The 25,018-nt window shown below is 74.1% G+C and carries 24 protein-coding genes; 7 read left to right on the plus strand and 17 right to left on the minus strand.

Going from position 1 to position 25,018, the window contains the following annotated elements; genetic code table 11:
* Positions 1-20: 20 nt before the first annotated feature.
* The 3 genes from ABZ858_RS05725 to ABZ858_RS05735 form a co-directional block, all read right to left on the minus strand.
* Positions 21-1,133: a PP2C family protein-serine/threonine phosphatase gene (locus ABZ858_RS05725; RefSeq protein WP_361373030.1), complete on the minus strand. Its 1,113-nt coding sequence runs from the start codon at positions 1,131-1,133 to the stop codon at positions 21-23.
* Between the two features lie 85 nt (positions 1,134-1,218).
* A complete protein-coding gene (locus ABZ858_RS05730; protein ID WP_361373032.1) occupies positions 1,219-2,118 on the minus strand; it encodes a Gfo/Idh/MocA family oxidoreductase in 900 nt (299 codons plus the stop codon).
* Positions 2,119-2,268: 150 nt separating this feature from the next.
* Positions 2,269-2,544, minus strand: a complete 276-nt coding sequence (locus ABZ858_RS05735) for a hypothetical protein (protein ID WP_361373034.1) — start codon at positions 2,542-2,544, stop codon at positions 2,269-2,271.
* A gap of 227 nt (positions 2,545-2,771) precedes the next feature.
* Here ABZ858_RS05735 and ABZ858_RS05740 point away from each other — a divergent pair, with 227 nt between their 5' ends.
* Positions 2,772-3,590 (plus strand): SAM-dependent methyltransferase, encoded by an 819-nt coding sequence (locus tag ABZ858_RS05740; RefSeq protein ID WP_361373036.1) that lies wholly within the window; start codon positions 2,772-2,774, stop codon positions 3,588-3,590.
* 110 nt (positions 3,591-3,700) lie between these two features.
* Here ABZ858_RS05740 and ABZ858_RS05745 read toward each other — a convergent pair whose 3' ends face one another.
* Both ABZ858_RS05745 and ABZ858_RS05750 read right to left on the minus strand, forming a co-directional pair.
* Positions 3,701-4,621 carry a helix-turn-helix transcriptional regulator gene (locus ABZ858_RS05745; protein WP_361373038.1) on the minus strand — a complete coding sequence of 307 codons (921 nt, stop codon included), beginning with the start codon at positions 4,619-4,621 and terminating at the stop codon, positions 3,701-3,703.
* Between the two features lie 148 nt (positions 4,622-4,769).
* Entirely contained in the window at positions 4,770-5,000 is a 231-nt protein-coding gene (locus ABZ858_RS05750) for a DUF397 domain-containing protein (protein WP_361373040.1), read from the minus strand.
* A 334-nt stretch (positions 5,001-5,334) separates the two neighbouring features.
* Here ABZ858_RS05750 and ABZ858_RS05755 point away from each other — a divergent pair, with 334 nt between their 5' ends.
* Together ABZ858_RS05755 and ABZ858_RS05760 are read left to right on the plus strand one after the other, a co-directional pair.
* On the plus strand, positions 5,335-5,883 hold the full coding sequence (locus ABZ858_RS05755; protein ID WP_361373042.1) for a hypothetical protein: 549 nt from the start codon (positions 5,335-5,337) through the stop codon (positions 5,881-5,883).
* A gap of 506 nt (positions 5,884-6,389) precedes the next feature.
* Positions 6,390-6,647: a DUF5133 domain-containing protein gene (locus tag ABZ858_RS05760; RefSeq protein ID WP_361373044.1), complete on the plus strand. Its 258-nt coding sequence runs from the start codon at positions 6,390-6,392 to the stop codon at positions 6,645-6,647.
* 84 nt (positions 6,648-6,731) lie between these two features.
* On the opposite strand, the gene tgmB is transcribed toward ABZ858_RS05760, so the two are convergent.
* The 3 genes from tgmB to ABZ858_RS05775 all read right to left on the minus strand — a co-directional run bounded on the left by tgmB (position 6,732) and on the right by ABZ858_RS05775 (position 8,348).
* Positions 6,732-7,685, minus strand: a complete 954-nt coding sequence (tgmB, locus tag ABZ858_RS05765) for an ATP-grasp ribosomal peptide maturase (protein WP_361373046.1) — start codon at positions 7,683-7,685, stop codon at positions 6,732-6,734.
* A gap of 14 nt (positions 7,686-7,699) precedes the next feature.
* On the minus strand, positions 7,700-7,891 hold the full coding sequence (gene tgmA / locus ABZ858_RS05770) for a putative ATP-grasp-modified RiPP (RefSeq protein ID WP_361373048.1): 192 nt from the start codon (positions 7,889-7,891) through the stop codon (positions 7,700-7,702).
* A 121-nt stretch (positions 7,892-8,012) separates the two neighbouring features.
* Entirely contained in the window at positions 8,013-8,348 is a 336-nt protein-coding gene (locus ABZ858_RS05775; protein ID WP_361373050.1) for a YkvA family protein, read from the minus strand.
* Positions 8,349-8,569: 221 nt separating this feature from the next.
* Between ABZ858_RS05775 and ABZ858_RS05780 the strand changes: the two genes are divergently transcribed.
* Positions 8,570-9,547: a hypothetical protein gene (locus ABZ858_RS05780; protein WP_361373052.1), complete on the plus strand. Its 978-nt coding sequence runs from the start codon at positions 8,570-8,572 to the stop codon at positions 9,545-9,547.
* Between the two features lie 63 nt (positions 9,548-9,610).
* Here the strand turns inward: ABZ858_RS05780 and ABZ858_RS05785 are convergent, their stop codons facing one another.
* The 4 genes from ABZ858_RS05785 to ABZ858_RS05800 form a co-directional block, all read right to left on the minus strand.
* The gene (locus tag ABZ858_RS05785; protein ID WP_361373054.1) at positions 9,611-11,713 is read right to left on the minus strand and encodes a xanthine dehydrogenase family protein molybdopterin-binding subunit; all 2,103 of its coding nucleotides are present in this window, start codon (positions 11,711-11,713) and stop codon (positions 9,611-9,613) included.
* Positions 11,714-11,867: 154 nt separating this feature from the next.
* Positions 11,868-12,860, minus strand: a complete 993-nt coding sequence (locus ABZ858_RS05790) for a xanthine dehydrogenase family protein subunit M (protein WP_361373056.1) — start codon at positions 12,858-12,860, stop codon at positions 11,868-11,870.
* Positions 12,857-13,432: a 2Fe-2S iron-sulfur cluster-binding protein gene (locus tag ABZ858_RS05795; RefSeq protein ID WP_361373058.1), complete on the minus strand. Its 576-nt coding sequence runs from the start codon at positions 13,430-13,432 to the stop codon at positions 12,857-12,859. The genes ABZ858_RS05790 and ABZ858_RS05795 overlap by 4 nt, the downstream gene beginning before the upstream one ends.
* Positions 13,433-13,564: 132 nt before the next feature.
* Complete coding sequence (locus ABZ858_RS05800) at positions 13,565-14,782, minus strand: hypothetical protein (RefSeq protein WP_361373060.1); 1,218 nt, start codon at positions 14,780-14,782, stop codon at positions 13,565-13,567.
* A 444-nt stretch (positions 14,783-15,226) separates the two neighbouring features.
* Here ABZ858_RS05800 and ABZ858_RS05805 point away from each other — a divergent pair, with 444 nt between their 5' ends.
* The gene (locus ABZ858_RS05805; protein WP_361373062.1) at positions 15,227-15,460 is read left to right on the plus strand and encodes a chaplin; all 234 of its coding nucleotides are present in this window, start codon (positions 15,227-15,229) and stop codon (positions 15,458-15,460) included.
* Between the two features lie 97 nt (positions 15,461-15,557).
* On the opposite strand, the gene ABZ858_RS05810 is transcribed toward ABZ858_RS05805, so the two are convergent.
* Both ABZ858_RS05810 and ABZ858_RS05815 read right to left on the minus strand, forming a co-directional pair.
* Positions 15,558-16,580, minus strand: coding sequence for a YihY/virulence factor BrkB family protein (locus ABZ858_RS05810; RefSeq protein ID WP_361373064.1), 1,023 nt, complete (start codon positions 16,578-16,580; stop codon positions 15,558-15,560).
* A 72-nt stretch (positions 16,581-16,652) separates the two neighbouring features.
* Complete coding sequence (locus ABZ858_RS05815; RefSeq protein WP_361373066.1) at positions 16,653-18,017, minus strand: FAD-dependent oxidoreductase; 1,365 nt, start codon at positions 18,015-18,017, stop codon at positions 16,653-16,655.
* 202 nt (positions 18,018-18,219) lie between these two features.
* On the opposite strand from ABZ858_RS05815, the gene ABZ858_RS05820 reads away from it, so the two are divergent.
* The gene (locus ABZ858_RS05820; RefSeq protein ID WP_361373068.1) at positions 18,220-19,191 is read left to right on the plus strand and encodes a DMT family transporter; all 972 of its coding nucleotides are present in this window, start codon (positions 18,220-18,222) and stop codon (positions 19,189-19,191) included.
* A 225-nt stretch (positions 19,192-19,416) separates the two neighbouring features.
* Positions 19,417-21,075 (plus strand): catalase, encoded by a 1,659-nt coding sequence (locus ABZ858_RS05825; protein ID WP_361373070.1) that lies wholly within the window; start codon positions 19,417-19,419, stop codon positions 21,073-21,075.
* Between the two features lie 99 nt (positions 21,076-21,174).
* On the opposite strand, the gene ABZ858_RS05830 is transcribed toward ABZ858_RS05825, so the two are convergent.
* The 3 genes from ABZ858_RS05830 to ABZ858_RS05840 form a co-directional block, all read right to left on the minus strand.
* Entirely contained in the window at positions 21,175-22,020 is an 846-nt protein-coding gene (locus tag ABZ858_RS05830) for an RNA polymerase sigma factor SigF (RefSeq protein ID WP_361373072.1), read from the minus strand.
* Between the two features lie 110 nt (positions 22,021-22,130).
* Complete coding sequence (locus ABZ858_RS05835; protein ID WP_361373074.1) at positions 22,131-23,606, minus strand: FAD-dependent oxidoreductase; 1,476 nt, start codon at positions 23,604-23,606, stop codon at positions 22,131-22,133.
* Positions 23,606-24,940, minus strand: coding sequence for a polysaccharide pyruvyl transferase family protein (locus ABZ858_RS05840; protein ID WP_361373076.1), 1,335 nt, complete (start codon positions 24,938-24,940; stop codon positions 23,606-23,608). The genes ABZ858_RS05835 and ABZ858_RS05840 overlap by 1 nt, the downstream gene beginning before the upstream one ends.
* Positions 24,941-25,018: the final 78 nt, after the last annotated feature.

The raw sequence follows: 25,018 nt of genomic DNA on the forward strand, positions 1-25,018 counted from the left end.
ACACGCCCCCGGGGGTGTGCTCAGCCCTCCTCCACCACCCGCGGCGTGAGCACCAGCATCGTCACGTCGTCGCGGACCGTGCCGCAGTGGGCGAGGAGGTCGGCCATGACCTCCTCGGCGAGGACGGCCGGGTCGTGGTCGGCGAGGCGGGGGAGCCGGTCCAGCAGGGGATAGAACGCCCCCTCGGCGTCGCGCGCCTCGGTGACACCGTCGGAGGCCAGGAACAGCAGGTCACCGGGGCACAGCGGCTCGACGTGCCCCGGCTGGAGCGGGACGCCGTCGGCCAGGCCCAGCCCCAGCGGCGTCCACGGCGCGACATCGATCTCCGTGGCCTTCCCGTCGCGCAGCAGGATCGGCGGCGGATGCCCGCAGGTGACCACCCGCACCGACCGCGCGTCACCGGAGAACTCCAGCAGCACGGCCGTCGCGAACAGCTCCGCGTGCCGCACCTCCGCCGAGTCCACCACCAGCCGGCGGTCCAGGGCGGCCACCACCGACGTCAGGTCCGGCCGGTCCAGCACCGCCTCGCGGAAGCTGCCCAGCAGCGCGGCCACCGTGGACACCGCCGCCAGCCCGTGCCCCTGCACATCGCCCACCACCGCCCGTACGCCCCGCGGGCCCCGGCGTACGTCGAAGAAGTCCCCGCCCACCAGCGTCCCGCGCTGCGCGGCCCGGTACAGCCCCGCGCAGCGCACCGGACCGACCCGTTCCGGCAGCGGCGGGAGCACGGCCTGCTGCGCGGCCTCGGCGACCGTGCGTTCCAGGTCCAGCTGCGCGTCGCGGCGACTGCGCACGAACGACAGGAACACGCTGAGCACGGCGACGAAGCAGACCGTCTCCAGGTCGGTGTTGCCCGGGTGACCCAGCCGGAAGGCCGACACGGTGAGCAGGGCCACCACCACGCCGCCCAGGAGCGCGGTCGACAGCGGCCCGTACGACAGCACGGCCAGCGGCGGAATGGCGCCGAGCAGGAAGCCGATGTCGAGCCTGGTCGGGCTCACCAGCGTGACCACGCCCACTGCGGCCGCCAGTGTGACCGGCAGCAACCGCACCCACAGCGGCGGCGGGGCACCCCGCAGCCACCCTCGCTCTTGCGGATCCCGGTGCCACGCCGGTACAGGCAGCTTCACCACACCCCCACGCTGCTACGCCGCACCCCGTACCGCACGCCGGGACCGCCCCGGCCCGTACCGGAGGCATTCCCCGGGGGCCGGGGGCCTAGGTGAGGGCCAGGCCGGTGTCGCGGGACAGCAGCGTCCCGGCCGCCGCGAGGATCTCCGTGACGCGCAGCCCGAACGCGGCGTCGCACGGATGCGGGCGCCCGGTGCGCGCCGCCGCGTCCAGCGCGTCCACCGCCCGGGACAGCGCCTCGACCGCCCCCTGCTCGCTCTCCGGCAGGACGGCCGTCCCCGCCGCGCCCCGCAGCTCCACGGCCGCCCCGGCCGCCGCCTGCGGCGCGGTGAGGCTCAGGGTCAGGGTGCTGGAGGCGCCGCCGGCGTGGTCGAGGACGACATGCACGGTGTCCCCGGGGCCGTGCGCCGCGGCCGTCACCCGCCGTACGTCGCCCAGGACGGGCAGCAGCACCGACAGCGCGTGCGGGCCCACGTCCCACAGGGCGCCCTTCTCCCGACGCCACGGAGAGGCCGCGAACGGGCTGTCCCCGGTGAACACCGCGCCCAGCCACTGCGCCCGCGCCGTGAACCAGCCGCCGCGGGCGGCCTGCTCGGTGATCCACGCCTGCGGAGCGGTCTGGAACCGGGTGGTGAGGAAGACCACCGAGGCCACCTCGGCCCGCCGGGCGGCCTCGACCACGGCACGGCCCTCGTCCACCGTCGTGGCCAGCGGCTTGTCGAGCAGCAGCTGGCAGCCGGCACGCGCGGCACGGACCGCCAGCGCGGCCTGCACGTCCGGTGGCAGGGCGACGGCGACCGCGTCCACGTCGGCCAGCAGCGCGTCGACGTCGTCGTAGGCGCGGGTGCCGTGCTGTGCGGCCAGTTCCCCGGCCGCGGCCGGGCGGCGCCCCCACACTCCGGCGAAATCCACCGCGCCGTGCCCGCTCAGGGCGGGTGCGTGGACCGCGCGGGCCCAGGGTCCGGTGCCGAGCAGTCCGATGCGCATGCCGCCGCCTCTTCGCCGTGCCGTACAGGATGCCGTACAGATGAGGACCGGCGGCCGTGCCGGACCGGTCCCGGTGGCCGAGGGTGCCACAGTGCCCCGGCGGCCGGGCGGCCGGGCGTGGCGGGTCGGGGCGGAGGAGGAGGCGGGGGCTCAGGCGGCCCGCCGCCGCTCCTCCGCCGGACCCCGCTCCCGGGACGGGCCCCCGGCCGCGACCGGGGCCGGACGGATGCCGGCCGCCGCCCCGCCGTGCGCGTCCGGATCCGCCCCGTCGCCGCGCCGGCCGCCCGGGACCAGCCGCAGGTGCCTGCGGTGCCCGGCGTGCCGGCCGCGCGCCGGATCGGTGCCCAGCACCCGGTCCTCGATCCGGTCCATCACCAGAAGGAGCACACCCACGAGCGGTAGCAGCAGAACAGCGACGAAGACCACGACGCCCCCTTGTCCGAGACAGGGAGCGGGTGCTCCGAAACCGGGCCGGCGATGGCTGCCGCGAGGTGAAGAGTTCGTGACGATCGGACCCATCGGGACGATCGGAGAGGGGATCGGGGTGGCCGTCCGGCCGTGGGACTGGTCCGGACTTACGGGGCCTCCCTAGGATGTACTCTCAGTCGAACCGGCCCAGTTGGCGCGGTGGAGTCGGCGAATCTGGGGGAACGATGCCTGCGGAGAACCAGCTGTCCACGAAGATCGACGAGGGCGTGCCGACCGCCGCGCGGATGTACGACCACTATCTGGGCGGCAAGGACAACTACGCGGCGGACCGCGCGGCATGCGAGGAACTCGACAAGGTCGTTCCCAGCACCCGCCGGCTCGCCCTGAACAACCGCCGCTTCCTGCAACGCGCCGTCCGGACCCTCACCGAGGAGTACGGCATACACCAGTACCTCGACCACGGCTCCGGCCTGCCCACCCAGGACAACGTCCACCAGGTCGCCCAGCGCATCGCGCCCGACACCCGCGTGGTCTACGTGGACAACGACCCCATGGTGCTGGTGCACGGCCGGGCCCTGCTGCAGCAGGACGAGCGCACCGCCGTCATCCACGCCGACATGCGCCGCACCGAGGAGATCCTCGGGCACGCGGACACCCGGCGGCTGATCGACTTCTCCCAGCCGGTGGCCGTGCTGTTCAACTCGGTGTTCCACTGCATCCCGGACAGCGAGAGCGACGGCCCGCTCGCCGTGGTCGAGCGGGTCCGGGAACGGCTCGTGCCCGGCAGCATCATGCTCATGTGCCAACTGGTCAGCGAGGACGCCGAGGTGCGGGACTTCGTCACCGGCTTCATGGACCAGGCCACGCAGGGCCACTGGGGCCGGGTGCGCGAGCAGAAGGACGTCGCCGAGTGGTTCGAGGGGCTGGAGATCCTCGAACCGGGCCTGGTGGAGGTCTCCACCTGGCGGCCCGACACCGAGGTGGCGCCCCGCCAGCTCACCCACGAGTGGGTGGAGTTCGGCGGCATAGGCGTGGTCCGCTGAGGGACCGGCCCCGCTGACGACGACGCCCCCGCGGATCACCGGAGTGGTCCCGTCGGGGGCGTTCCGCATCTGCGCGGGCGCGCGTTCGCACGGCTCGGATCGGGCGCGGCTCAGGAGTCCGCGTAGCGCTCCCGTATGGTCCGGCGCAGCAGGTCCAGGGACTCCGGCGGCGTCAGCGCCTCGTCGGCCAGCCGGTCCAGGGCGATCCGGTACTCCTCCGTCTCGTCCCGGTCCTCCAGGAAGTTGGCGCTCCTGATGTGCTCCAGGTAGACGACATCCGGCAGATCGAGTCCGCCGAAGCGCAGATACGTGATCGGTATGGCGGGCGCGGAGGCGTTCGTCGCGTCCAGCGGCACCACCTGGAGGGTCACGTTGGAGCGCTGGGCCATGTCCACCAGGCGGGTGAGCTGGTCCCGCATGATCTCGCGGCTGCCCAGCATCCGCAGCAGCACCGACTCGTCCATGACCGCCCACAGCTGCGGGGCGTCCTGGCGGCCCAGCAACTCCGTGCGGCGGATGCGCAGTTCCACCCGCCGCTGCACCTCGACCGAGGAGGCGGTGGGCAGGCCGCGCTCCACCACCGCCCGGGCGTAGGCGGGGGTCTGCAGCAGGCCGGGCACGTACTGGATCTCGAAGGTACGGATCGCGGCGGCGGCCTCCTGCAGCCCGACCAGCCGGTCGAACCACTCCGGCATCAGCCGCTTGTCGTAGCGCTGCCACCAGCCGGGCTCGCCCGCGCGCTGGAGGAGCTTGAGCAGCACCGAGGACTCGTAGTCGTCGGTCCCGTACAGCCGCAGCAGCGCGCGGACGTCGCTCTCCACCGGAGGACGGCGGCCCTTGCCCGACTCGATGCGCGAGAGCTTGGCGGGGCTGAAGCCGAGGCCGCGCGCCGCCTGGTCCTGGGACATCCCGGCGTCCTCGCGGAAGCCCGCGAGCTGGACACCGACCAGGAGTTTCAGCAAGGTCGGCGCGGGCTCGGAGCGGTCCAGGTAGGGTTCGAGGCGGGAGAGGCGATGCGACTCGGCGGACATCCTGACTCCCCAGTGGACCGGCAGACGTGAAGTCCACACTATCGCACCGGCCCACCGTGGAGTACATGCGCGGGGACGAGCCGGGAAGCCGGCAAGTCCCTTCCGGTCCACCGCAGATGGGCGGAACCGTCACCTCATCAGGTGTCCCTCACACCAGGTGATCGAACTCGCCGTCCTTGGCGCCCGCGAGGAACGCGGCGATCTCCGCCGGGGTGTAGACCAGCGCGGGTCCGTCGGGATCGCGGGAGTTGCGCACCGCGACACCGCCGCCGGTGAGGGCGGCGACCTCCACGCAGTTGCCCTCGGCATTGCTGTGCCGGCTCTTCATCCAGCGGGCGTCCAACGAACTGGCCCGCACTCCGTTCCGCACTGATGGCACCGCAGTCTCCTTGTTGTCCACGTTCCGTCGCGAGGTGTCCGGGATCGCTGTCGGGGTCCGGCCGCGTCCCACCGGAGCCTTCCCGTCCCGCGCATTTTCATGAGAAATTTCGCGTGCAATTGCACGCGGACGCTCTCAGCGTGGATAATAGCCAGGGCGTCAACCCCCGGGCTAGCGCCTGCTTGTGACGTCACGTCAGGGAGAATCTGTGCTCTCACCTGCGAGCCCCACGCTCGGAACACCGGACGCGACCACCGCTGTCGCCCCTGCGACGCCCGCACCGCCCCGCTGAGTCACCTCCCCCCATACGACCGCCGCGGAAAGGTCCGACGCCATGCGCACCGCACCGACGGAGCAGCAGCCGAGCACACAGCGCGGCGACCGCGCGACGCCCGCGGCCGGCGGGGCCGCCGCCACGGCCCTGTCGGCGCTGGAGGAGGTCCCCTGGGGCGACATCCAGGACTCCAGCGGCTGCGCGGCCGGCATCCCCCGGCTGCTGCGCGGCATGGCCCAGGACGACGCCGAGACCGCCCGGGCGGCCCTGGACGAGCTGCGCACGCGCGTGTGCCAGTACGGGTTCGTGGTGGAGCAGGCGACCGCCGCCACCGTGCCGTTCCTGTGGGAGCTGGCCCAGTTGCCGCAGGTGACGTGCCGGCCGCAGATCATCCAGCTGCTCAAGAACATCGCCGACGCCCGCCAGTGGGAGAGCGTCGCCGCCGTCTACCCCAAGCTCCTCAACCACCGGGAGAACCCGGCGGAGTGGGAGCGGCGGGCCCGCCAGGCCGTCCGGTCCCGTCCGGGCGCCCTGCGGACCCTGCTGGCGGAACAGGACGGGGAGATCGCCCGCGCCACCTCGGAGCTGGCCGACGCGCTCGCGCAGTGACCCTGCCCGCCCCCGCCGCCCCGACCTGTCCTCATCGGCCTGCCCGGCCCGTCCCGGTGGCGCGCGCCGACGGCGATTCCGCCGTGGATCTCCGTCCGCGACCGGAAGCCCTCCTCTCGAAGCGGTGCCTGGCGCCGAGTTTTCCGCCTGCGCGGTGCGCGCGCCGCTCGCCCAGTAGTGGCCGAAGATCCCGAAAGCACCTATATTGCGGATACCTCCGCCGGGTCGTGCGGCGCCCAGTCGCCGCGAACGCGGGCTGCCCGTGGAGGAGCGGCCCAGTGGTGCGGCGGAGGCCCCGGTGAGCGTCACCCGAGGAAGCGAGCGCGGCGCGCGGCTGCCCCGCGCGGGAGCGCGACCGGTGCCGGCCGGCGGACCCTGCTGCCGCTCCCTGATACTCCCACCGGAAGCCGACTGAATCCGGACAATCATCTGCCGTGAGGCGCTCTGCGCGCATGGCACGGCGTGCCTGGGGCATACGCAGAAAAAATTCGAGAGAGGGGCGCTCCGTGCTGGTTCCGGATCCGAAGGTCGTCAGGACGTTGCTGACCCGGTACGCATCGCTGAAGATCGCTCAGGCGGAGAGGGAACGGGCCGAAGCGGCCCAGGAGCTGGAGGACGTCAGTTACACCCTGTGCGTGATGATGGGCACCACCAGCGTCCACGACGCGATCGCCCGGGCGGACGCGCTGCTGCTCGCCACCGCCCGGCCGGCCGCCGTCCCCACGGACCCCGACGCGGACAGCGGCCTGTCGCTGGCCGTCTGACCGCCCCGCGCAGCGGGCCGGGGCGCCCGTGACGGTCCTTGGCACCGCGTGCCGGAACCCGTCGCGGCCCGGCCCTGGCCCCGGTCACGATCCGGCGGCGGACGTCTCCAGTGCCAGCCACTCGGCGATGGCGCGGGCGATGGGCTGGCCCGTCTCCACCTCGATGAAGCCGAACTGCCCCGACTGGTTGCACTCCAGGAACCACCAGGTGCCGTCGGCGTCCTCCGCGAAGTCGAAGGCGCCGTAGGCCAGTTCCGCCTCGCGCAGATAGCCGCGCACGGCCGCGGCCACCCGGGGCGGGACCTCGGCCGGCCGCCAGGGGGTGATGGACCGGGCGAAGCGGACGTCCACCTCGTCGGGGTCCGCGTCCGCCGGTGTCGTCTTGCGGGCGGCCAGCAGGACATCGCCCACGGCGGTGAGCCGGATGTCGGCCCGCTTGGCGATACGCCGTTGCAGCAGCGTGGGGCCGTAGGCGACGGCCGCGAAGTCCGTGTCCGGCGCGACCCGGCTGGTCGGCACCGCCCGCGGCGGCTCCTGCGGGTGCGCCCCGGAGACCGGCTTGACCACCAGGTCAGGGAAGCGCGCGGCGAACTCCCGGGCGGCCTGCGGGAAGGTCGTGATGAGGGTGGCCGGCACCGGGAGGCCGCAGTGCTGGGCGAGCCGCAGCTGCCAGGGCTTGTGCCGGGCCCGGTGCGCGGCGTCGGGATGGTTCATCCAGCGCGCCCCGCAGCCGCGCAGCATGCCGTACAGGGCCTGCGCCGTCTCCTCGGTGAGCCAGGCCGAGGGCTGGGCCGCGCGGGACGCGGGCGTGCCGGGCCTGCGCACCCAGACCGAGCGCAGCCCGTCGAGGCCCACCAGCCGCCCCCCGCAGGACAGATGGCCGCGGAAGGAACCGTGCGCGAACTCGCCCGAGAGCGCGGCGCCCGCGGTCAGGTCGGCCGGGTCCAGCCGGACCACCGGGACCTGGGCGGCGTTCAGGTGCACCACCACCATGTCCGCGGTCACGTCCTCCTCGCCGGTGAGGATGAGTACGGTCATCGTCGTCGGCGTGGTCAGTCGTCGAAGTGTGTCTTGGAGCCCGCCGTGGAGGTGGTGGTGCCCAGTTCCCTGAGCAGCCCGTGGTCACTGGCGGCGATCCGGCCGTCGAGGAGCACGTTCAGTTGCAGTCCGGAGTCGTAGACGTACGGCGTGGTGGCTTCCCACTCCACGGCCGGACGTGCGTAGTTGAGCGCGAACGGTTGCATCGTCTCTCCCCTGTCGGTGCAGCCGCGATCAAGCGGTGGTGGTCCTTGCGGTCTCGCTTGGCCCGCTGACTTTGTTTCGGGTTCCGGAGACTTATACGAGCCGAACGGGTGAATGGTTTCCTTACGGAGCGTAATCACCGGCGCGCGGCAGCCTCCGGGGCTCGGAACACCCCGCCCGCCGCGCGGTCAGCGGCGTGTCCGCGGCGCTCTGCAGGGTGCGCAGCGCGAGCAGCAGGACGCCGATGTCGTCGAGGTACACCGGGTCGGGCAGCAGGTCCACCGGCAGGACGAAGTAGAGGACGGCACCCCAGAAGACCCAGCGCGGCCCGGTCGGCAGCCCGGCGCGGCGCAGGTCCCGCCGGGCCCGCACCAGCCGCACGAACACGGTGATCGCCAGGGCGAGCACGACGGCGGCCAGGACCGCGGCGACCAGGAGCACCTTCGTGGTGGAATCCACGGTTCCGTCCTCTCCTCCCGGCTCTGGCAGGCGCTGTCGGCTCTGTCAGGGCCTCTCCGGTCCGGTGTCCTACCCGGTGCTTCTGTCCGCCCCGCGCGCCCTCACTCCCGCGCCGCACCCGGCTGGCGGCCCGGCGGGGCCGGTTCTAGTAATGGTCAGGGTAAGTCGCGTGTCGCACGTCGGGGGCACCGGAGCGGCCGCACCCCTGCCAGGGAGCCCAGATGACCACCCGCTCTTCACCACCCCAGCCGCACCGGTCCGCCGTCGCCGTCCCCGAGGAGGCCCACCGGGCCGGCCCGGGGGAGTGCCCCGTGGCGGACGTGGTCCGGCTCGTCACCCTCCTGCCGGTGGAGGACGTGGCCCGGCTGGTCGCCGAGCTGACCCGGCCACCGCGCCCGGCCGACGGCGCCGACGCCGCGATCCGCGCCGCGGTCGAGCACCGCGGCGTCGAGGACGTCACCCGCCTGCTGGCGCTGCTGCACCGGGCGCCCCAGCGGCCGCACTGCGGCCGGGAGGCGGTCCGCGCGGCGGTCGGCGCCCGGACCGCCGACGAACTCGTGGACGTCGTGGGCGGCCTGGCCCGCGCGGGCGGACGGTCGTACGACGCCGGGAACGAACCGGCCGCACCGCGGGAGGAGTCACCGCTCGGCGCGACGGCCGCTGACGACTCCTCCGCACTCACCGGCGCCCCGGACGGGCAGAACGTGTATGACGGGCAGGATGTACATGACGGGCAGGACGGCGAGGACACGGCGCCGGACGCCGAGGGCCGCGGCATGCGCGGCGCCCGCGCCGGACGCCCGGTGTTCTGGCCCGGCTGGGTCGCCGCCGCCGCGCTCGTGGTGTGCGGCGTGGCCCACTTCCCGCTGCGGCGGGAGGGCGCGCCCTTCCTCGTCTACGGGGTCGCCCTCGCCGTGTCGGCCCTGTGCGGCGCGCTGGCCGTCACCCTGGCCGTGCGGGCCGGAGTGGCGGTCCTGGTGGCGGGCTCGGTGGTGCCGGCGGTGCTGGCGGCGCTCGGCTATCTGGAGGGCCGGTTCGCCCCGGCGGAGCTGACCCGCGTCCTCGCGATCACCGTGGCACCGCCCTCCAGTGCCGGGCTCACCGCGGTGTGCGCCGCGCTCGCCTCGCTGGCCGCGCTCTCCCTGCTCCTGATGGTGCACGTGGCGGAACGGCACCCGGCACCACTGCCCACCGACTGACCGCGGGCCCCGGACGGGACACGCGGCGCGCATCCCGTCCAGGCCTGTCGGCCGGCGTACCGGTCAGCCGGCCAGCGCGCCGAGCACCTTGTCCGGTGTCAGCGGCAGCTCCCGGAAGCGGACCCCGGTGGCGTGGTGGACCGCGTTGCCGACGGCCGCCGCGCTGCCCACGATGCCGATCTCCCCGATCCCCTTGCTCCCCATCGGGTTGAGATGGGCGTCGGTCTCCTCGATCCAGTGCGCCTCGATCCGCGGCACGTCGGCGTGCGCGGGCACGTGGTAGGACGCCAGGTCCGACTCCACGAAGTCACCGAACACCGGGTCCATGGTGCTGCCCTCGGTCAGCGCCATGCCCAGCCCCATGGTCATGCCGCCGATGAACTGGGAGCGCGCGGTGCGGGAGTTCAGGATCCGTCCCGCCGCGAACACCCCGAGCATCCGGCGGACCCGGACCTCGCCGGTCACCGTGTCCACGGTGACCTCGGCGAAGTGCGCCCCGAAGGCGTGGCGCGCGTAGGAACTCTCCGCGTCGGCCTGGCCCGCGGTGTCCGCGCGGGCGCTCAGCCCCGCCCCGGGCGGCGGGCCGGCGTGCTCGGCGAGCCGGGCGGCCAGCCGGACACAGGCCTCGTGCACCGGCCAGCCCCAGGACGCGGTCCCGGACGAGCCGCCCGCCAGCGACGCCGCCGGCAGATCGCTGTTGCCCACCTCGGTGTGCACCCGCTCCAGCGGGACCCCGAGCGCGTCCGCCGCGACCTGGGCCAGCACCGTACGGGCCCCGGTGCCGATGTCGGTGGCGTTCACCTCGACCACGAACGTGCCGTCGGGCAGCGCCCGCGCCCGGGCGGTGGACGGCTGGACGTACGCCGGGTAGGTGGCCGAGGCCACGCCCGTACCGACCAGCAGGGGGCCCTCCGCGCGGGACCGGGGCCGGGGATCGCGGCCCTCCCAGCCGAACCGCCGCGCGCCCTCGCGCAGGCAGTCCACGAGGTGCCTGCTGCTGAACGGCTTGCCGCTGTCCGGTTCGCGCTCCGGCTCGTTGCGCACCCGCAGCTCCACCGGGTCCATGCCCAGTTCGGCGGCCAGCTCGTCCAGGGCGGACTCCAGGGCGTACATGCCGGGCGCCTCGCCGGGGGCCCGCATCCAGGAGGGGCTGGGCACGTCGAGGCGTACCACCCGGTGGGTGGTGAGGCTGTTCGGCGCGGCGTACATGACGCGGGCGGGCACGGCCGCCTGCTCCACGAACTCCTTGATCCGCGAGGTGCACGTGGTCACCACATGGGTGAGGGAGGTCAGCCGGCCGTCGGCCCCGGCGCCCAGCCGGACCCGGTGCAGCGTGGGTGCCCGGTGGCCGACGACGGCGGGCAGGCAGCGGCGGGGGAGGGCCACGGTGACGGGCCGCCCGGTCGCCCGTGCCGCCATCACCGCGAGCACCACGTCCGGACGCGCGGTGCCCTTGGAGCCGAAGCCGCCGCCGACGTGCTCGGTGACGACCGTGATCCGCCCCTCGTCCATCCCGAACAGCGCGGCCAGCGCGGAACGTACGTCGGTGCCGCCCTGGCTGGAGGTGTACACGGTCAGCCGGCCGCCCTCCCAGTGCGCCGTGCTGGCGTGCGGTTCCATGGGGTGGTTGTGCAGCGGCGGCACCCGGTAGGAGACGTCGACACGGACGGGCGCCGAGGCGAAGGCGCTCTCGGGGTGGCCGTGCTCGCGGCGGCCGGGGAAGCCGCCGTTGGCGGTGTCCGGCTCGTAGGCGCCGGGGTGGTCGGCGGTCAGGGTGACGTCGTGGCTCTCGGTGGCGTACTCGACCTCGACCGCCGCGGCGGCCGCGCGGGCCGCCTCCAGCGACTCGGCCACGGCCAGGGCGACGAACCAGCCCCGGTGCGGCACCTCGGGGCTTTGCAGGACGCCGAGGATCGGGTCGTCCGGCTCGGCGATCCGGGGGGCGTTCTCATGGGTGAGCACCGCCAGCGCGCCCGGCACCTTCAGCGCGGCCGAGGTGTCGACGGCCCGCACCCGGCCGCGGGCGACCGAGGCGGGCACGGGCCAGGCGTGCACGCGGCCCGGCAGCGGGTGCTCGGCGGCGTACCGGGCGCCGCCGGTGACCTTCAGGCGCCCTTCGCGGCGCTCGGCGGGAGCGCCCAGCGCGGTACCGATGCCGGCAGCCATGGAGTCCTCCTGTGACGAGACGGGCCGTGCCGTGACGGCCGGGACATGACGGGCCGCGCGGGACGGCGGTGGCACGACGGGCCGCGCGGGACGGCCGGGGCACTACGGGCCGCGAGGTGACGGCGCGGCCGGGCGGGTGGGCCGGCCGCCGGGTTCAGGGGCCGGCGGCGTCCGCGAGCCGGGTCAGCACGTCCACGGCGAGGCCGCGGGCCAGGGGCACCTTGTAGGCGTTGTCCCGCAGCGGCCGGGCCGCGGCGAGTTCCGCGTCCACGGCCCGCCCGAACGCCTCCGGGGTGGCCGGGCCGCCCAGCAGCTCCTGTTCGGCGCGGGCCGCCCGCCAGGGCCGGTGCGCCAGCGCCCCGAAGGCGATCCCGGCCCGCGCGACCGCGCCGTCCGCGACCCGCAGCACCACCGCGACCGACGCCAGGGCGAACGCGTACGAGGCCCGGTCGCGGGCCTTGCGGTAGGCGGAGGGCAGCCCCGCCGTGGACGCGGGGAGCAGCACGGACGTGATCAGCTCGCCCGGGCGGATCACGGTGTCCTGCTCCGGGTGGTCGCCGGGCAGCCGGTGGAACTCGGCCGCCGGGACGCTCCGGGCGCCCTGCTCCCCGTACAGCTCCACCCGCGCGTCCAGGGCGGCCAGTGCCACCGCCATGTCGGAGGGGTGGGTGGCGACGCACCGGTCGGACCAGCCCAGCACCGCGTGGTCGCGGTGCACGCTCTGCCGGGCGCCGCAGCCGCTGCCCGGCTCCCGCTTGTTGCACGGCTTGGACAGGTCCTGGAAGTAGGGGCAGCGGGTGCGCTGGAGCAGGTTGCCGCCGGTGGTGGCCGCGTTGCGCAGCTGCCCGGAGGCACCGGCGAGCAGGGCCTGGGACAGCGCCGGATACCGGTCGCGGACCAGCGGATGCGCCGCCAGGTCGCTGTTGCGGACGGTGGCGCCCACGCGCAGCGAGCCGTCGGGCAGCTCCCGGACCGTGTCCAGCGGCAGCCGGGTGACGTCGACGAGGAGGGCGGGCCGCTCCACGCCCAGCTTCATCAGGTCGACGAGGTTGGTGCCGCCGCCGAGATAGCGGGCGCCGGGATGCGCGGCGAAGGCGTCCGCCGCCTCCTCGACGCTGCCCGCCCGCACATAACCGAAGGGCTTCACGGGGCGACGTCCTGCACGGCCTCGACGATGTGCGGATAGGCGCCGCAGCGGCACAGGTTGCCGCTGAGGCGTTCGCGGATCTCGTCCGCGTCCAGCGGCACCGGACGGCCGGAGGGGGCAGCGGGGCCGGTGACGTGGGAGGGGTGGCCGGCCGCGGCCTCGGCCAGCACGCCGACCGCCGAGCAGAGCTGCCCCGGCGTGCAGTACCCGCACTGGAAGGCGTCCCGGTCCAGGAACGCCTGCTGCAGCGGGTGCAGCTCCTCGCCGTCGCCCGCCAGCCCCTCGACGGTCGTCACCTCGCAGCCGTCGGCGGCCACGGCGAGCAGCAGGCAGCTGTTGGTGCGGCGCCCGTCGACCAGGACCGTGCAGGCTCCGCACTGACCGTGGTCGCAGCCCTTCTTCGACCCCGTGAGGTCCAGGTCCTCCCGCAGCACGTCCAGCAGGACGCGCCGGTGGTCCAGGACGAGAGTGTGCGGCTTGCCGTTGACCCGGAGCGTCGTTGCGGACCGGTACGCGGCCGGGGGCGCCGTGCGCGTGCCGCCGGCCGTGCCGTCGTGAGTGTCGCTGCCCATGGCGTGGATGACCTCCCGGACGGGCGAGATGCTGTGCGGACCGCGTATCCAGCCTGCGGCACCTGACACGTCCCGGCACGCCGGGACCGCGCCGCGCCCCCGCCTCCCGGCCGCTCCGGCGCCGGGCCGGGGTCAGTCCCCGGCCGGGGGAGTGGCGTCACGGGGAGTGGGGTCCGTGGCGGGGCCGCCGTCCGGTGCAGGCAGCGCGGGCGGTTCCGGCGGTGCGGGCGGCACCGGGTCCGTCGCCGCGCCCGGGCGCAGCGACAGGCCCTTCAGGCGTCCGAGGCCGCGCGCCAGGCTCTGGAAGGGCGAGCCCGCGGCCGGCCGGGCGGCCCTCCCGTCCGCCGGGACGGCCGGGTCCCCGGCGGCCTCCCGGTAGACGGTCAGGGCCTCGTTGGCCCGTTCGGCCGCCTCGCGGTACAGGTCCCGGGACTTCGTCATCGCGTCCAGGGCCTCGGCGTACATGGTCACCAGTTCGCGCGCCCGGACGAGTTCCTCCTCGACGGTCCGCAGGTGCCACTGCTCGCGCAGCGCCGTGAGGGCCTGCTCGCCGCCCTCCGGCAGCGGCCTGGGCAGCGCGTCGAACCGGGCCACGGCGGCCAGGACCTCGGCCGGTTCGTTGCCGTCCAGGAAGACGCTGCGCACGGAGAACTCCTGCGCGTCGTACCCGGGCGCCGCCGGGCTGCCGGGCAGGACGACGGCGCCGCCGCGGGGCACCCGGGCCCCGAAGTCGTCCAGCACCCAGTTGACGGCCCGCAGGCGGTGCGGTGCGGCGCGGTGCTCCACGACCCGGTGCCGCAGACCCTCGGGGAGCAGCCGCACCAGCGCCCGGCGCCCGTGCTCGTCGGGGGTCATGGCCTCGTGCACGACGACATGGACGCACCAGGTGTCCCGCACCGCGTGCCGCAGCACCCGCCGCAGCTCCTTGTCGTCCTCCGGCAGGTCGCCGGCGTCGCCCAGCCGCACCCCGGTGACGGCCTCGTGGTCCCAGCCGGCGTCGGGCTCCGGCGGCCAGAACATGGTCGCCGGGGACGGCCAGCGCGGGTCCCAGGGCTGTTCCGCCTCCGCCACCAGCACCCACTCCTGCTCCTGGGCGGAGCCGCGGGGCGGCGACAGGGCGAGCCGGGCGCGGACGGTGACCTCGCCCGGCACCAGCCAGCGGGCCTCGAAGACGTGCTCGCGGGAGCGGTCGACGTCGTCCGGTTCGGCATGGCTGTGCAGGACGTCGTCGGCCTTGAGCCGCTCCAGGCGGCGTCGTACGGCACCGGCCGCGGCGGGACCGGTGTGGCGGCCGCGGGCCGCCCACACCGTGGGTGGGGCCGCGGGACGGGAGGCGAGAGAGTTCGACATGGGCCAAATCTGCGGGCGGGGACGGCGTGCGCCTCCCAGTATCGCCACAGCGGATCATGATCGGTGCGGCGGGTCCCGTCCCGGTCGTGTCCCGGCCCCGTCCCGGCCCCGTCCCCGGGCCGGCCCCCGGGCGCCGCCGAGACCCAGGACCGCCCGCCTCCTGCCGGGACGGGCGTCCTGTCGGCGCCGGCCGCGCACGGTCGCGGCCGGCCCGTCCGGCCCGGAGGAGCCGCCCGTGGCGGGCGGTGGCGCGAGGTTGACGAGGGACGCTCACCGGGAGCCCCGCGCCGTCCCCCGTTCGGGGAGGCTCCCGCTTCCCCGTTCGGACCAACTCACCCCCGCGAAGACTGACATGGCTACGCCGTTCGGCCGCTGAACCGTGTCCGGCGGGGTGCCGCGAGGTCACTGTGGAGGCACGTGCCACTTCGAACGACAGGAGTTCTCATGAGGATCCGAATGACGGCCGCCGCGGTCCTGGCCGGCGCGGCTCTGCTGACGTGCGCGGGCACCGCCGCCGCCGACGCCGGCGCCGAGGGCGTCGCCGCCAACAGCCCCGGGGTCCTGTCCGGCAACGTCATCCAGGTCCCCGTCGACCTCAACCTGAACCTGTGCGGCAACTCGATCGACGTGATCGGCCTGCTCAACCCGGCCTTCGGGAACACCTGCTCCAACAAGTAAGGTCCCCGGACGCGGACCGGTGCGCTCCGGCGCTCCCGGGCCCGCGTGAAGGCGACGAGCCGTGCCCCCTTCCCCAGGGGGCACGGCTCGCCCCGTGTCAGCGGTCCTCGCCCATGCGCCGCTGGTCCTGTTCGTCCCAGGCGCGGGTGTCCCGGGGCTCGACGTACGGCTCCTCGTCCGCCGGATGACCGCCGTCGATCACCCGCTGCCGGGCCAGCTCCGCATCGAACTCCAGCCCGAGCAGAATGGCCAGATTGGTCACCCACAGCCACACCAGGAAGACGATGACACCGGCCAGCGTGCCGTACGTCTTGTTGTACGAGCCGAAGTTCGCCACGTAGAAGGCGAACCCCGCCGACGCGGCGATCCAGATGACCAGGGCGACCAGGCTGCCCGGGGTGACCCACTTGAGGCCGTGGACGCGGGCGTTCGGGGTGGTCCGGTACAGCAGGGCGATCATGAGGACGACCAGCACGACCAGCACGGGCCACTTCGCGATGGACCACGCGGTCACGCCCGCGTCCCCGAGCCCGAGCGCGCTGCCCGCCTTGCGGGCCAGCCCGCCGGTGAACACCACGATCAGGGCCCCGGCCAGGGCGAGCACCATCAGCGTGACGGTCAGCGCCACGCGCAGCGGCAGCACCTTCCACACCGGGCGTCCCTCGGGGACGTCGTAGACGGCGTTGGCGGCGCGGATGAACGCGGCGACGTACCCGGACGCCGACCAGATCGCGCCGAGCAGGCCCACCACCGCCAGCACGGAGCCGAGGCCGGCGCTGCCCTGGAGCTGGTGCACGGTGTCGACGAGGACGTCCCGGGCCGGACCCGGCGCCAGTTTCTGCAGGTTGTCCAGGACCCGCTGGGTGGTGGACTTGCCCGCGATGCCGAGCAGGGAGACCAGGACGAGCAGTGCGGGGAACAGCGCCAGCACACCGTAGTAGGTCAGGGCGGCGGCGCGGTCGGTCAGCTCGTCGTCCTGGAACTCCCGCACGACCCGGCGCAGCACCGCGACCCAGGACCGGCCGGGCAGATCGGTGGGCGAGTCGGGGGCGTCCCGCTCGGCCGCGTCGTCCGGTCCGACGTCGTCGGGCTGCCTGTTCTCCTCACGAGGGCTACTCATGGAGTCCGGGTTTCCGCACCGGGCGCGGACACGCCTGCCGGTACGGAAACCCGGGCCCAAGGCGCGCCGCTCCTAAGCGCCGCTCGCCTTCAGCATGTCCTCGCGCTCGACGATCTTCACGCGCTCCCGGCCCTGCGGCTCGCCCAGCGCCTTCTCGGCGGCGTCCAGCCGGTACCAGCCCTCCCAGGTGGTGAACCGGACGCCCCGCTCGGCGAGGAAGGCGTCGACGGACTCCGGGGCGGGCGAGGCGGGCGTGTGCAGCCGGCCGGCCGCGTAGTCGTCCAGCAGGTTGGCGACCGTCTCGTTGGCGTCGCCCTTGGTGTGGCCGATCAGACCGACCGGGCCGCGCCGGATCCAGCCGGTGACGTACGCCGACCGCACGGGCTCGCCGGTCTCCCCGACGACCCGGCCGCCCGCGTCCGGGACCGTGCCCGAGTCATCGTCCCACGGCAGCTTCGGCAGCCGGTCGGACAGGTAGCCCACGGCGCGGTAGACGGCCGTGACGTCCCAGTCCTTGAAGGTGCCGGTGCCCTTGACGTTGCCGGTGCCGTCCAGTTCGGTGCGCTCGGTGCGCAGGCCGGCCACCCGGCCGTCCTCGCCGAGGATCTCGGCCGGCGACTCGAAGAAGTGCAGGAACAGCTTGTGCGGCCGGTCGCCGACGTCGCGGATGGCCCAGTTCTCCAGCGTCTTGGCGACCATGTCGGCCTGCTTGTTGCCGCGCCGGGTGGCGATGGAGCCCTCGTCGTAGTCGATGTCCTCGGGGTCGACGATGACCTCGATGGTGGGGGAGTGGTCCAGCTCCCGCAGCTCCATCGGGCTGAACTTCGCCTGCGCCGGGCCGCGCCGGCCGAAGACGTGGATCTCCAGCGCCTTGTTGGCCTTCAGGCCCTCGTACACGTTCGCCGGGATCTCGGTCGGCAGCAGCTCGTCGGCCGTCTTGGCCAGGATCCGCGCCACGTCGAGGGCGACGTTGCCGACACCGAGGACGGCGACCTTCTCGGCCTCCAGCGGCCAGGTGCGCGGCACGTCCGGGTGCCCGTCGTACCAGGAGACGAAGTCGGCGGCGCCGTAGGAGCCCTCCAACTCGACGCCGGGCACGCGCAGCGCCCGGTCCGCCGTGGCGCCGGTGGAGAAGATCACGGCGTCGTAGAAGGCGCGCAGGTCGTCCAGGCTGATGTCGCCCGGGTAGTCGACGTTGCCGAACAGCCGGATCTGCGGCTTGTCGAGCACCTGGTGCAGCGCGGTGACGATGCCCTTGATCCGGGGGTGGTCGGGCGCGACACCGTAGCGGATCAGGCCGAACGGCGCGGGCATCCGCTCGAAGAGGTCGATGGACACGCCCGGCTCGGCGGCCACGCCGGACTTGAGCAGGGCGTCGGCGGCGTAGATGCCGGCGGGACCGGCTCCGACGATGGCTACCCGCAGAGGGCGCGGCATGATCAGTTTCCCTTCGAGCGGTGAAACGACGACTCGACCGCAACCCTAAGCTAAGGCATGCCTAAGTCAGTACGCGGGTCCGGTCTATGAGGTCATAAGGTAGCGTTATGGCTTGCCAAAGGCCGCGTGATGGAGTGGGGCGGCGTGACCGGGTGCGGCGCCAGCGCAGGACGGGAGGCGCCGCGTCGGGCATGGTGGGACTGTGATCGGGTTGGCCGTGCTCTTCGCCGTCCTGGGGGCCGCGAGCAACGCCGTGGGGACGGCCTTCCAGCGGAAGGCCGCGTCCGCCGTGCCGTCCGGCGGCGGCCTGCGGCTGCTGCTCGCCCTGGCCCGGCACCCGGTCTGGCTGGCGGGTATCTGCGGCGTGGTCGCCTCCGCCATGTTCCAGGCGCTCGCGCTGGTCAACGGGCCGATGGCGCTGGTGCAGCCGCTGTTCATCATGGAGCTGCCGTTCGCCCTGCTCATCGCCGGTGTCCTCATGCGCCGCGGGCTGCCGGGGCCGGGCTGGTGGGCCGTCGCGGGCGTGGTCGCGGGACTGGTGCTGGTGCTGGTATCGGCCGCGCCCTCCGGATCGCACGACCAGGCACCCATGGTCCGCTGGGTCCCGGCGCTCTTCCTCGGCCTGGGGCTGATGGGCGCGGCGGTGGTGCTGGCCCGTCCCGGCCGGCCCCCGCTGTTCCGGGCCGCCGTACTGGCCGGGGCGGCGGCCATCGGCAACGCCCTGACCGCCGCCATGCTGAAGTCGGCCAGCGGGATCCTGGACGCCGACGGCTTCCCGGCCTTCCTCGCCACCTGGCAGACCTACGGCTTCGCGGTCCTCGGGATCAGCTCGCTGCTGCTCCTGGAGAACGCCCTGCAGGCCGGCTCGCTGGCCGCCTCCCAGCCGGCGCTCACCATCGGGGACGCGACGGTGAGCCTGGTGCTGGGCGTGATGCTGTTCGGCGAGCACGTCCGCCTCGGGGTGTGGCTGCTGCCGGAGCTGGCCGGGGCCGGCCTCATCGTCTGGGGCGTCCTGCGGCTGATCCGCGTCGTCCCGCACGCCCAGGAGACCCTGGTCGGTGACGGCGGTCCCGACGAGGACGGAGCCGGTGGGAGCGGGACCGGCGGCGAGGGCGACACCGCGGGCAGCCGGGCCGGCGGCGGTGCGCGGGGACGCCCGCCGCGGATGCGCTGACCGCCCGGCCCGCCGCGACGCCGGGCCGTTCGGCCTAACTCCGGCCGTGGCAGGGGCGTAACGGTGCGAAGGTGACCGTATCCGCACCGGCAGGGGCGATCCAGGCAGCCGTGGCGCATGCCCCGCATCCGCCCGTCCGCCGCCCCGTGCCGGGCGGCCACCGCCGCACAGCCGCCCCCTCCCCGCAACCACAGGGACGAGTCGAGGTCGAAGGAGTCCACGGGCATGACGGACGTATCCAGCACGGGCCCCGCCCCCGGCGACGACCGCAAGGTCCTCACCAACCGGCAGGGCCATCCCGTCTACGACAACCAGAACCAGCGGACCGTCGGCGCCCGTGGCCCGGCGACACTGGAGAACTACCAGTTCCTGGAGAAGATCAGCCACTTCGACCGGGAGCGTATCCCGGAGCGGGTCGTGCACGCCCGGGGCGTGACGGCGTACGGCTTCTTCGAGGCGTACGGCGCCTGGGGCGACGAGCCGATCGGCCGCCACACCCGGGCCCGGCTGTTCCAGGAGCGCGGCAGGCGCACGGAGGTGGCCGTGCGGTTCTCCACGGTGATCGGCGGCCGGGACTCCTCCGAGGCCGCCCGCGACCCGCGCGGCTTCGCGGTGAAGTTCTACACCGAGGACGGCAACTGGGACCTCGTCGGCAACAACCTCGGCGTCTTCTTCATCCGGGACGCCATCAAGTTCCCCGACGTCATCCACTCCCTCAAACCCGACCCGGTGACCTTCGAGCAGCAGCCCCGGCGGATCTTCGACTTCATGTCGCAGACCCCGGAGTCGATGCACATGCTGGTCAACCTGTTCAGCCCGCGCGGCATCCCCGCCGACTACCGGCACATGCAGGGCTTCGGCGTGAACACCTACAAATGGGTGAACGACGAGGGCCGCACCGTCCTGGTGAAATACCACTGGATGCCCAGGCAGGGCGTGCGCAGCATGACCGAGGAGGACGCGGCCAACGTCCAGGCGGACTCGCTCGGCCACGCCACCAAGGACCTCTACGAGGCGATCGCGCGCGGCGAGCACCCCGAGTGGGAACTGCTCGTGCAGCTGATGGACGACAACGACCACCCGGAGCTGGACTTCGACCCGCTGGACGACACGAAGACCTGGCCCGAGCAGGACTTCCCGCCCCGCCCGGTGGGCCGCATGGTGCTCGACCGGATGCCGGAGAACTACTTCGCGGCGAACGAGCAGATCTCCTTCGGCACCGGTGTCCTCGTGGACGGGCTCGACTTCTCCGACGACAAGATGCTGGTCGGCCGCACGTTCTCGTACAGCGACACCCAGCGCCACCGGGTCGGCCCCAACTACCTCCAGCTGCCGGTCAACCAGCCCAAGAGCGCGCACGTGCACACCAACCAGCGCGACGGCCAGATGACCTACCACATCGACGGCGGCGGAGCGAACCCGATCGTCAACTACGAACCGTCGATCACGGGCGGCCTCCAGGAGGCGGTGTACCCGGCGCACGAGGAACAGGGCCCCGAGATCCGCGGCCGGCTCACCCGGGCCCGCATCCCCCGCGCCAACGACTACCTCCAGGCCGGCCAGCGCTATCTGCTGATGGAGCAGTGGGAGCGGGACGACCTGGTGAAGAACCTCGTCGGGCAGCTCTCGCGGTGCGACCGCCCGGTGCGGGAGCGCATGGTGTGGCACTTCCTGCTCGTGGAGAACGACCTGGGCACCCGGGTCGGCGAGGGGCTCGGCATCTCGGCCGGTGACGTGCGGCACCTGGAGCCGCTGGCCGGCCAGGACCTCACCGACGAGGACCGCAAGCGCCTGTCGCACCTGGGCGAGAACCCGCCGCGCGACGTCGAGGGCCTGACCATGACGCACTGCGTGCCCGACGAGCGGCACACCGTGACGCGCTGACACCCCCGCGACGCACGCACGGGGCCGGACACCGCCCACCTCCCCAGGACGGCGGCGTCCGGCCCCGTGCGCCTACGCGCACCCGCTCGGGCGGGTCGCTCAGCGGGTGGTCAGCAGGCCCTGCCGCAGCCGGGCCAGCAGACGGTTCAGCAGGCGGGAGACGTGCATCTGGGAGATGCCGAGGCGCTCGCCGATCTGCGCCTGCGTGAGCTCCTCCACGAAGCGCATGTGGATGATCTGCCGGTCGCGCTCGTCCAGCTCCGCCACCAGCGGGGCCAGGCTGTGCAGGTCCTCCACCAGCTCCATGGACATGTCCTCGGCGCCGATGAAGTCGGCCAGGACGCTCTCGCCGTCCTCGCTGCCGCCGACCGCGGCGTCCAGGGACGCGGAGGTGTAGCCGTTGGAGGCCACCATCGCGTCGACGACCTCCGCCTCGGGCAGGTTCATCAGCTCCGCCAGCTCCTGCGTGGTGGGCTTGCGCCCCAGCCGGCTGCTCAGCTCCTCGGTGGCCTTGGCCAGCTCGACCCGGGCCTCCTGGAGCCGGCGCGGCACGTGCACCGCCCACGAGGTGTCGCGGAAGAAACGCTTGATCTCACCGACGATGTACGGCACGGCGAACGAGGTGAACTCCACCTCGCGGGCCAGCTCGAACCGGTCGATCGCCTTGATCAGCCCGATCATGCCGACCTGGACGATGTCCTCCATCTCCTGCGGGCCCCGGCTGCGGAACCGGCCGGCCGCGTAGCGGACCAGAGACATGTTCATCTCGATCAGCGTGTTGCGGGCGTACTGGAACTCGTGCGTGCCCTCTTCCAGCTTGGTCAGCCGGTCGAAGAAGATCCGGGACAGCGCCCGTGCGTCGGTCGGTGCGACCTGCGAGGGGTCGGCCACCTCCGGCAGCCCCGTGCGCGCCCGAGTCGCCTTCGCCTCTGTCGTCACCGCCATCGTGCGGCCCTCCCTGTCAGCCGGTGTTGCTTCCTTGCCGCGCCCACCCGTGATCACGGGTGGACCTGGCAGCGTCTACCCCGCTCCTTGCGCGTCACACACATTATTTCTCAGAATTTCCCGGACGGCCTCATCCCTTCCGCGACGGCCCCCTCGCCGCCGGGCATCCGCAGGCGGGCGCCCTGCCGGCCCAGCTCCTGCTGCACCAGGGCGTACGGCACCTGCCGCGGGGTGCGCCCGAGCCGCCCGGCCAGCGCGGCGCACACCCCGGCGGCCTGCCCGGTGGCCATCGCGATCGGCATCACCCGGTACGAGGAGTGCGCCACGTGGGAACCGGAGATGCAGCGCCCGGCGACCAGCAGCCGCTCGGTGCCGGCCGGCAGCAGGCAGCGCAGCGGGATGTCGTAGAAGCGGCCCCGCGGGACGCGCCGGATGACGGTGCCGCTGCCCTCCGGGTTGTGGATGTCGATGGGGTAGGCGCCGTGCGCGACGACGTCCGGGAAGGGCCGGGCCTCCAGGATGTCGTGACCGGACAGCCGGTAGTCGCCCATGACCCGCCGCGTCTCCCGCACCCCGATCTGGGTGCCGCTCTGCACCGCGTACGCCTCCTCGAAGCCCGGCACCCGCGTACGCAGGAACCGGTCGATCTCGGCGAGCTGGCGGCGCGCCGTCCACTCGGCGCGGCTCAGGTCCCACACGTCGATGCCGAGCGCGCCGGTCACCCGGGTGCTGTTCACGGACAGCTCGCCCGGGTGCGGGGTGCCGAAGAACAGCATGTCCTCGCGCGGCAGCCGCAGCTCGCCCGCCTCGGTGGCCTCCCGCACGAGGTCCCACAGTCCGTGCACACCGCGCCACTGGTCGGGGTGGGCGCGCACGTACTCGGCGAAGCGCGGCCCGGCGAAGTCGGCCATCCGGAACATCAGCGTCATCGGCTGCACCCGCCCGTCCTCCGGGCGGCCCACCTCGAACGGGGCCCCGCAGGAGGCGGCGACGTCACCGTCGCCGGTGCCGTCCACGACCACGCCCGCGTCGATCACCACCGGGCCCGACTTGGTCTCGAACACCACCCGCCAGCCGTCCTCCAGGGGCAGCGCGGCCGACGCGAAGGAGTGGAACAGCATCCGCACCCCGGCCTCGTCCAGCAGGTCCAGCAGGACCAGCTTGAACAGCTCCGGGTCGAAGGGCACCGTGTAACCGGTCGCCAGGGACGGCGGCACACAGCCGCCGCACGCGGCGAGCCGGTCCAGGAGCCGCCACAGGAAACCGGCGACCACCGGCTCGCCCTCGCCGTGGTCGGTGGGCAGCAGCCGGTCGCCGGCGGCGCCGTCCGGGCCGAACACGGCCTGCTTGTGCTCGTTGTGGAACGACATCAGCGGCATCACCAGCGCCACCGTCGCGTTCCCGCCGAGGAAGGCGTACCGCTCCACCAGCACCACGTCGGCGCCCGCCTCGGCCGCCGCGTGCGCGGCCGCGGTGCCCGCCGGGCCGCCGCCCACCACGAGGACGTCCGCGCGCCCCGCGTGCTGGGCCGCGCGCGGCGGCAGGGTGACGGTCCGCGGCCGGTCGGGGCGGCGCAGTACCGGCATCACGCCTCCTGACCGGCGCCGCGACCGCGCACCACGCCGTCGTCCCCGGCCCCGCCGTCGTCCCCGGCCCCGCCCTCGTCCCCGGCCCCGCAGTCGTCCCCGGCGCCGAGCAGGCGCAGCTCCTGCGGCGTGGCCGGCGGCGCGTCACCCGCCGGCTCGGAACCCGCTGCCCCGGAACCCTCCGCCGCGCGGTCCATGGCGTCCAGCAGCGCCCCGCACCGCGCGCAGGTCTCCCCGGCGAGTTCCCGCAGCTCCCGCACGCGGGCGGTGAGGTCCACCCGGCGCTGCGGGAACTCGTCCCACAGCCGGTCCACCTCCGCCAGCAGCAGCCCCACCTGCTCGCGGGCCACGCCGACCAGCGCCGGGGCGCCCAGCCGGCGCGCGAAGTCGAAGACCTTCCCGGCGTACGGCAGCGGCAGCACGGGCAGCCCGGACAGGGCCGCGAAGATCAGGAAGTGCAGCCGCATGCCGACCACCAGGTCCAGGTGGCTCATCAGCCCGAGGACCTGCCCGGGCGTGTAGGCGCTGTGCAGGATGCGGCCCCGGTCCGGGGCGCTCATCCGGGACAGCACGGCGTGCGCGTGGCGGACGTCGTGGCGTTCCATCGGCATGAAGACCACATGGGCGTCCAGGCGGCGCACCAGGAAGTCGGCGACATCGGCGAGCAGCGCGTGGTAGTCGCCCTCGTCCAGTTTCTCCGCCGCCCGGCCCGGCTCCCGCACCGACATCCCCACCAGCCGGGCGTCCGCCGGTACGCCCTCCTGCCGCATCATCTCGGCGGTGAACGGCTCCGGCGGCAGCAGCAGCGCCGGATCGGCGGTGACGACCAGATCCCGTTCGACCCCGACCTCCTCCAGCACCAGCCGCGACTCCTGGTCGCGCACCACCACCTCGTCCATGTCGGCCAGCACGGTCCGTACGGCCTCCCGGTCGTCGCTCTCGCGCAGCGGGCCCGCGCCGACCGCGTAGGCGAAGGTGCGCACCCCGCGGGCCTGTGCGGCCCGGACCAGCTTCAGGTAGCGGCGCGCCTCGCCGTCGTAGAGGATGCCGCCGCCGCCGAGCACCAGCAGGTCGAGGCCGGACAGCACGTCGGTGACCTGCTTCTGCGGCACGCCCTCCCAGTCCACCACCTCGTCGGCGGCCGGCTGGTGGGCGCGGGTGTGCGCGGCGTCGCGGCTGAAGACCACCAGCCGGGCCTGGGGCCGGTGCGCGCGCAGGCAGCCGAGGACGCACTGGAGGATGGCCTCGTCGCCGATGTTGTAGCCGCCGTAGGAGCCCAGCAGGCCGATGCGCGGGACCCGTGCGCCGGGCGGCCGGTGCTGTGAGGTGGTCATCCGGAACTCCCGTTCGGTGGGGCGGCGGGTGGCTGCGGGGGCGGCCGCCGGGAGACGCGCGGGCCGAGTTGCCTCCAC

This window comes from Streptomyces sp. NPDC047017, assembly GCF_040644175.1.
Taxonomy (GTDB): Bacteria; Actinomycetota; Actinomycetes; order Streptomycetales; family Streptomycetaceae; genus Streptomyces.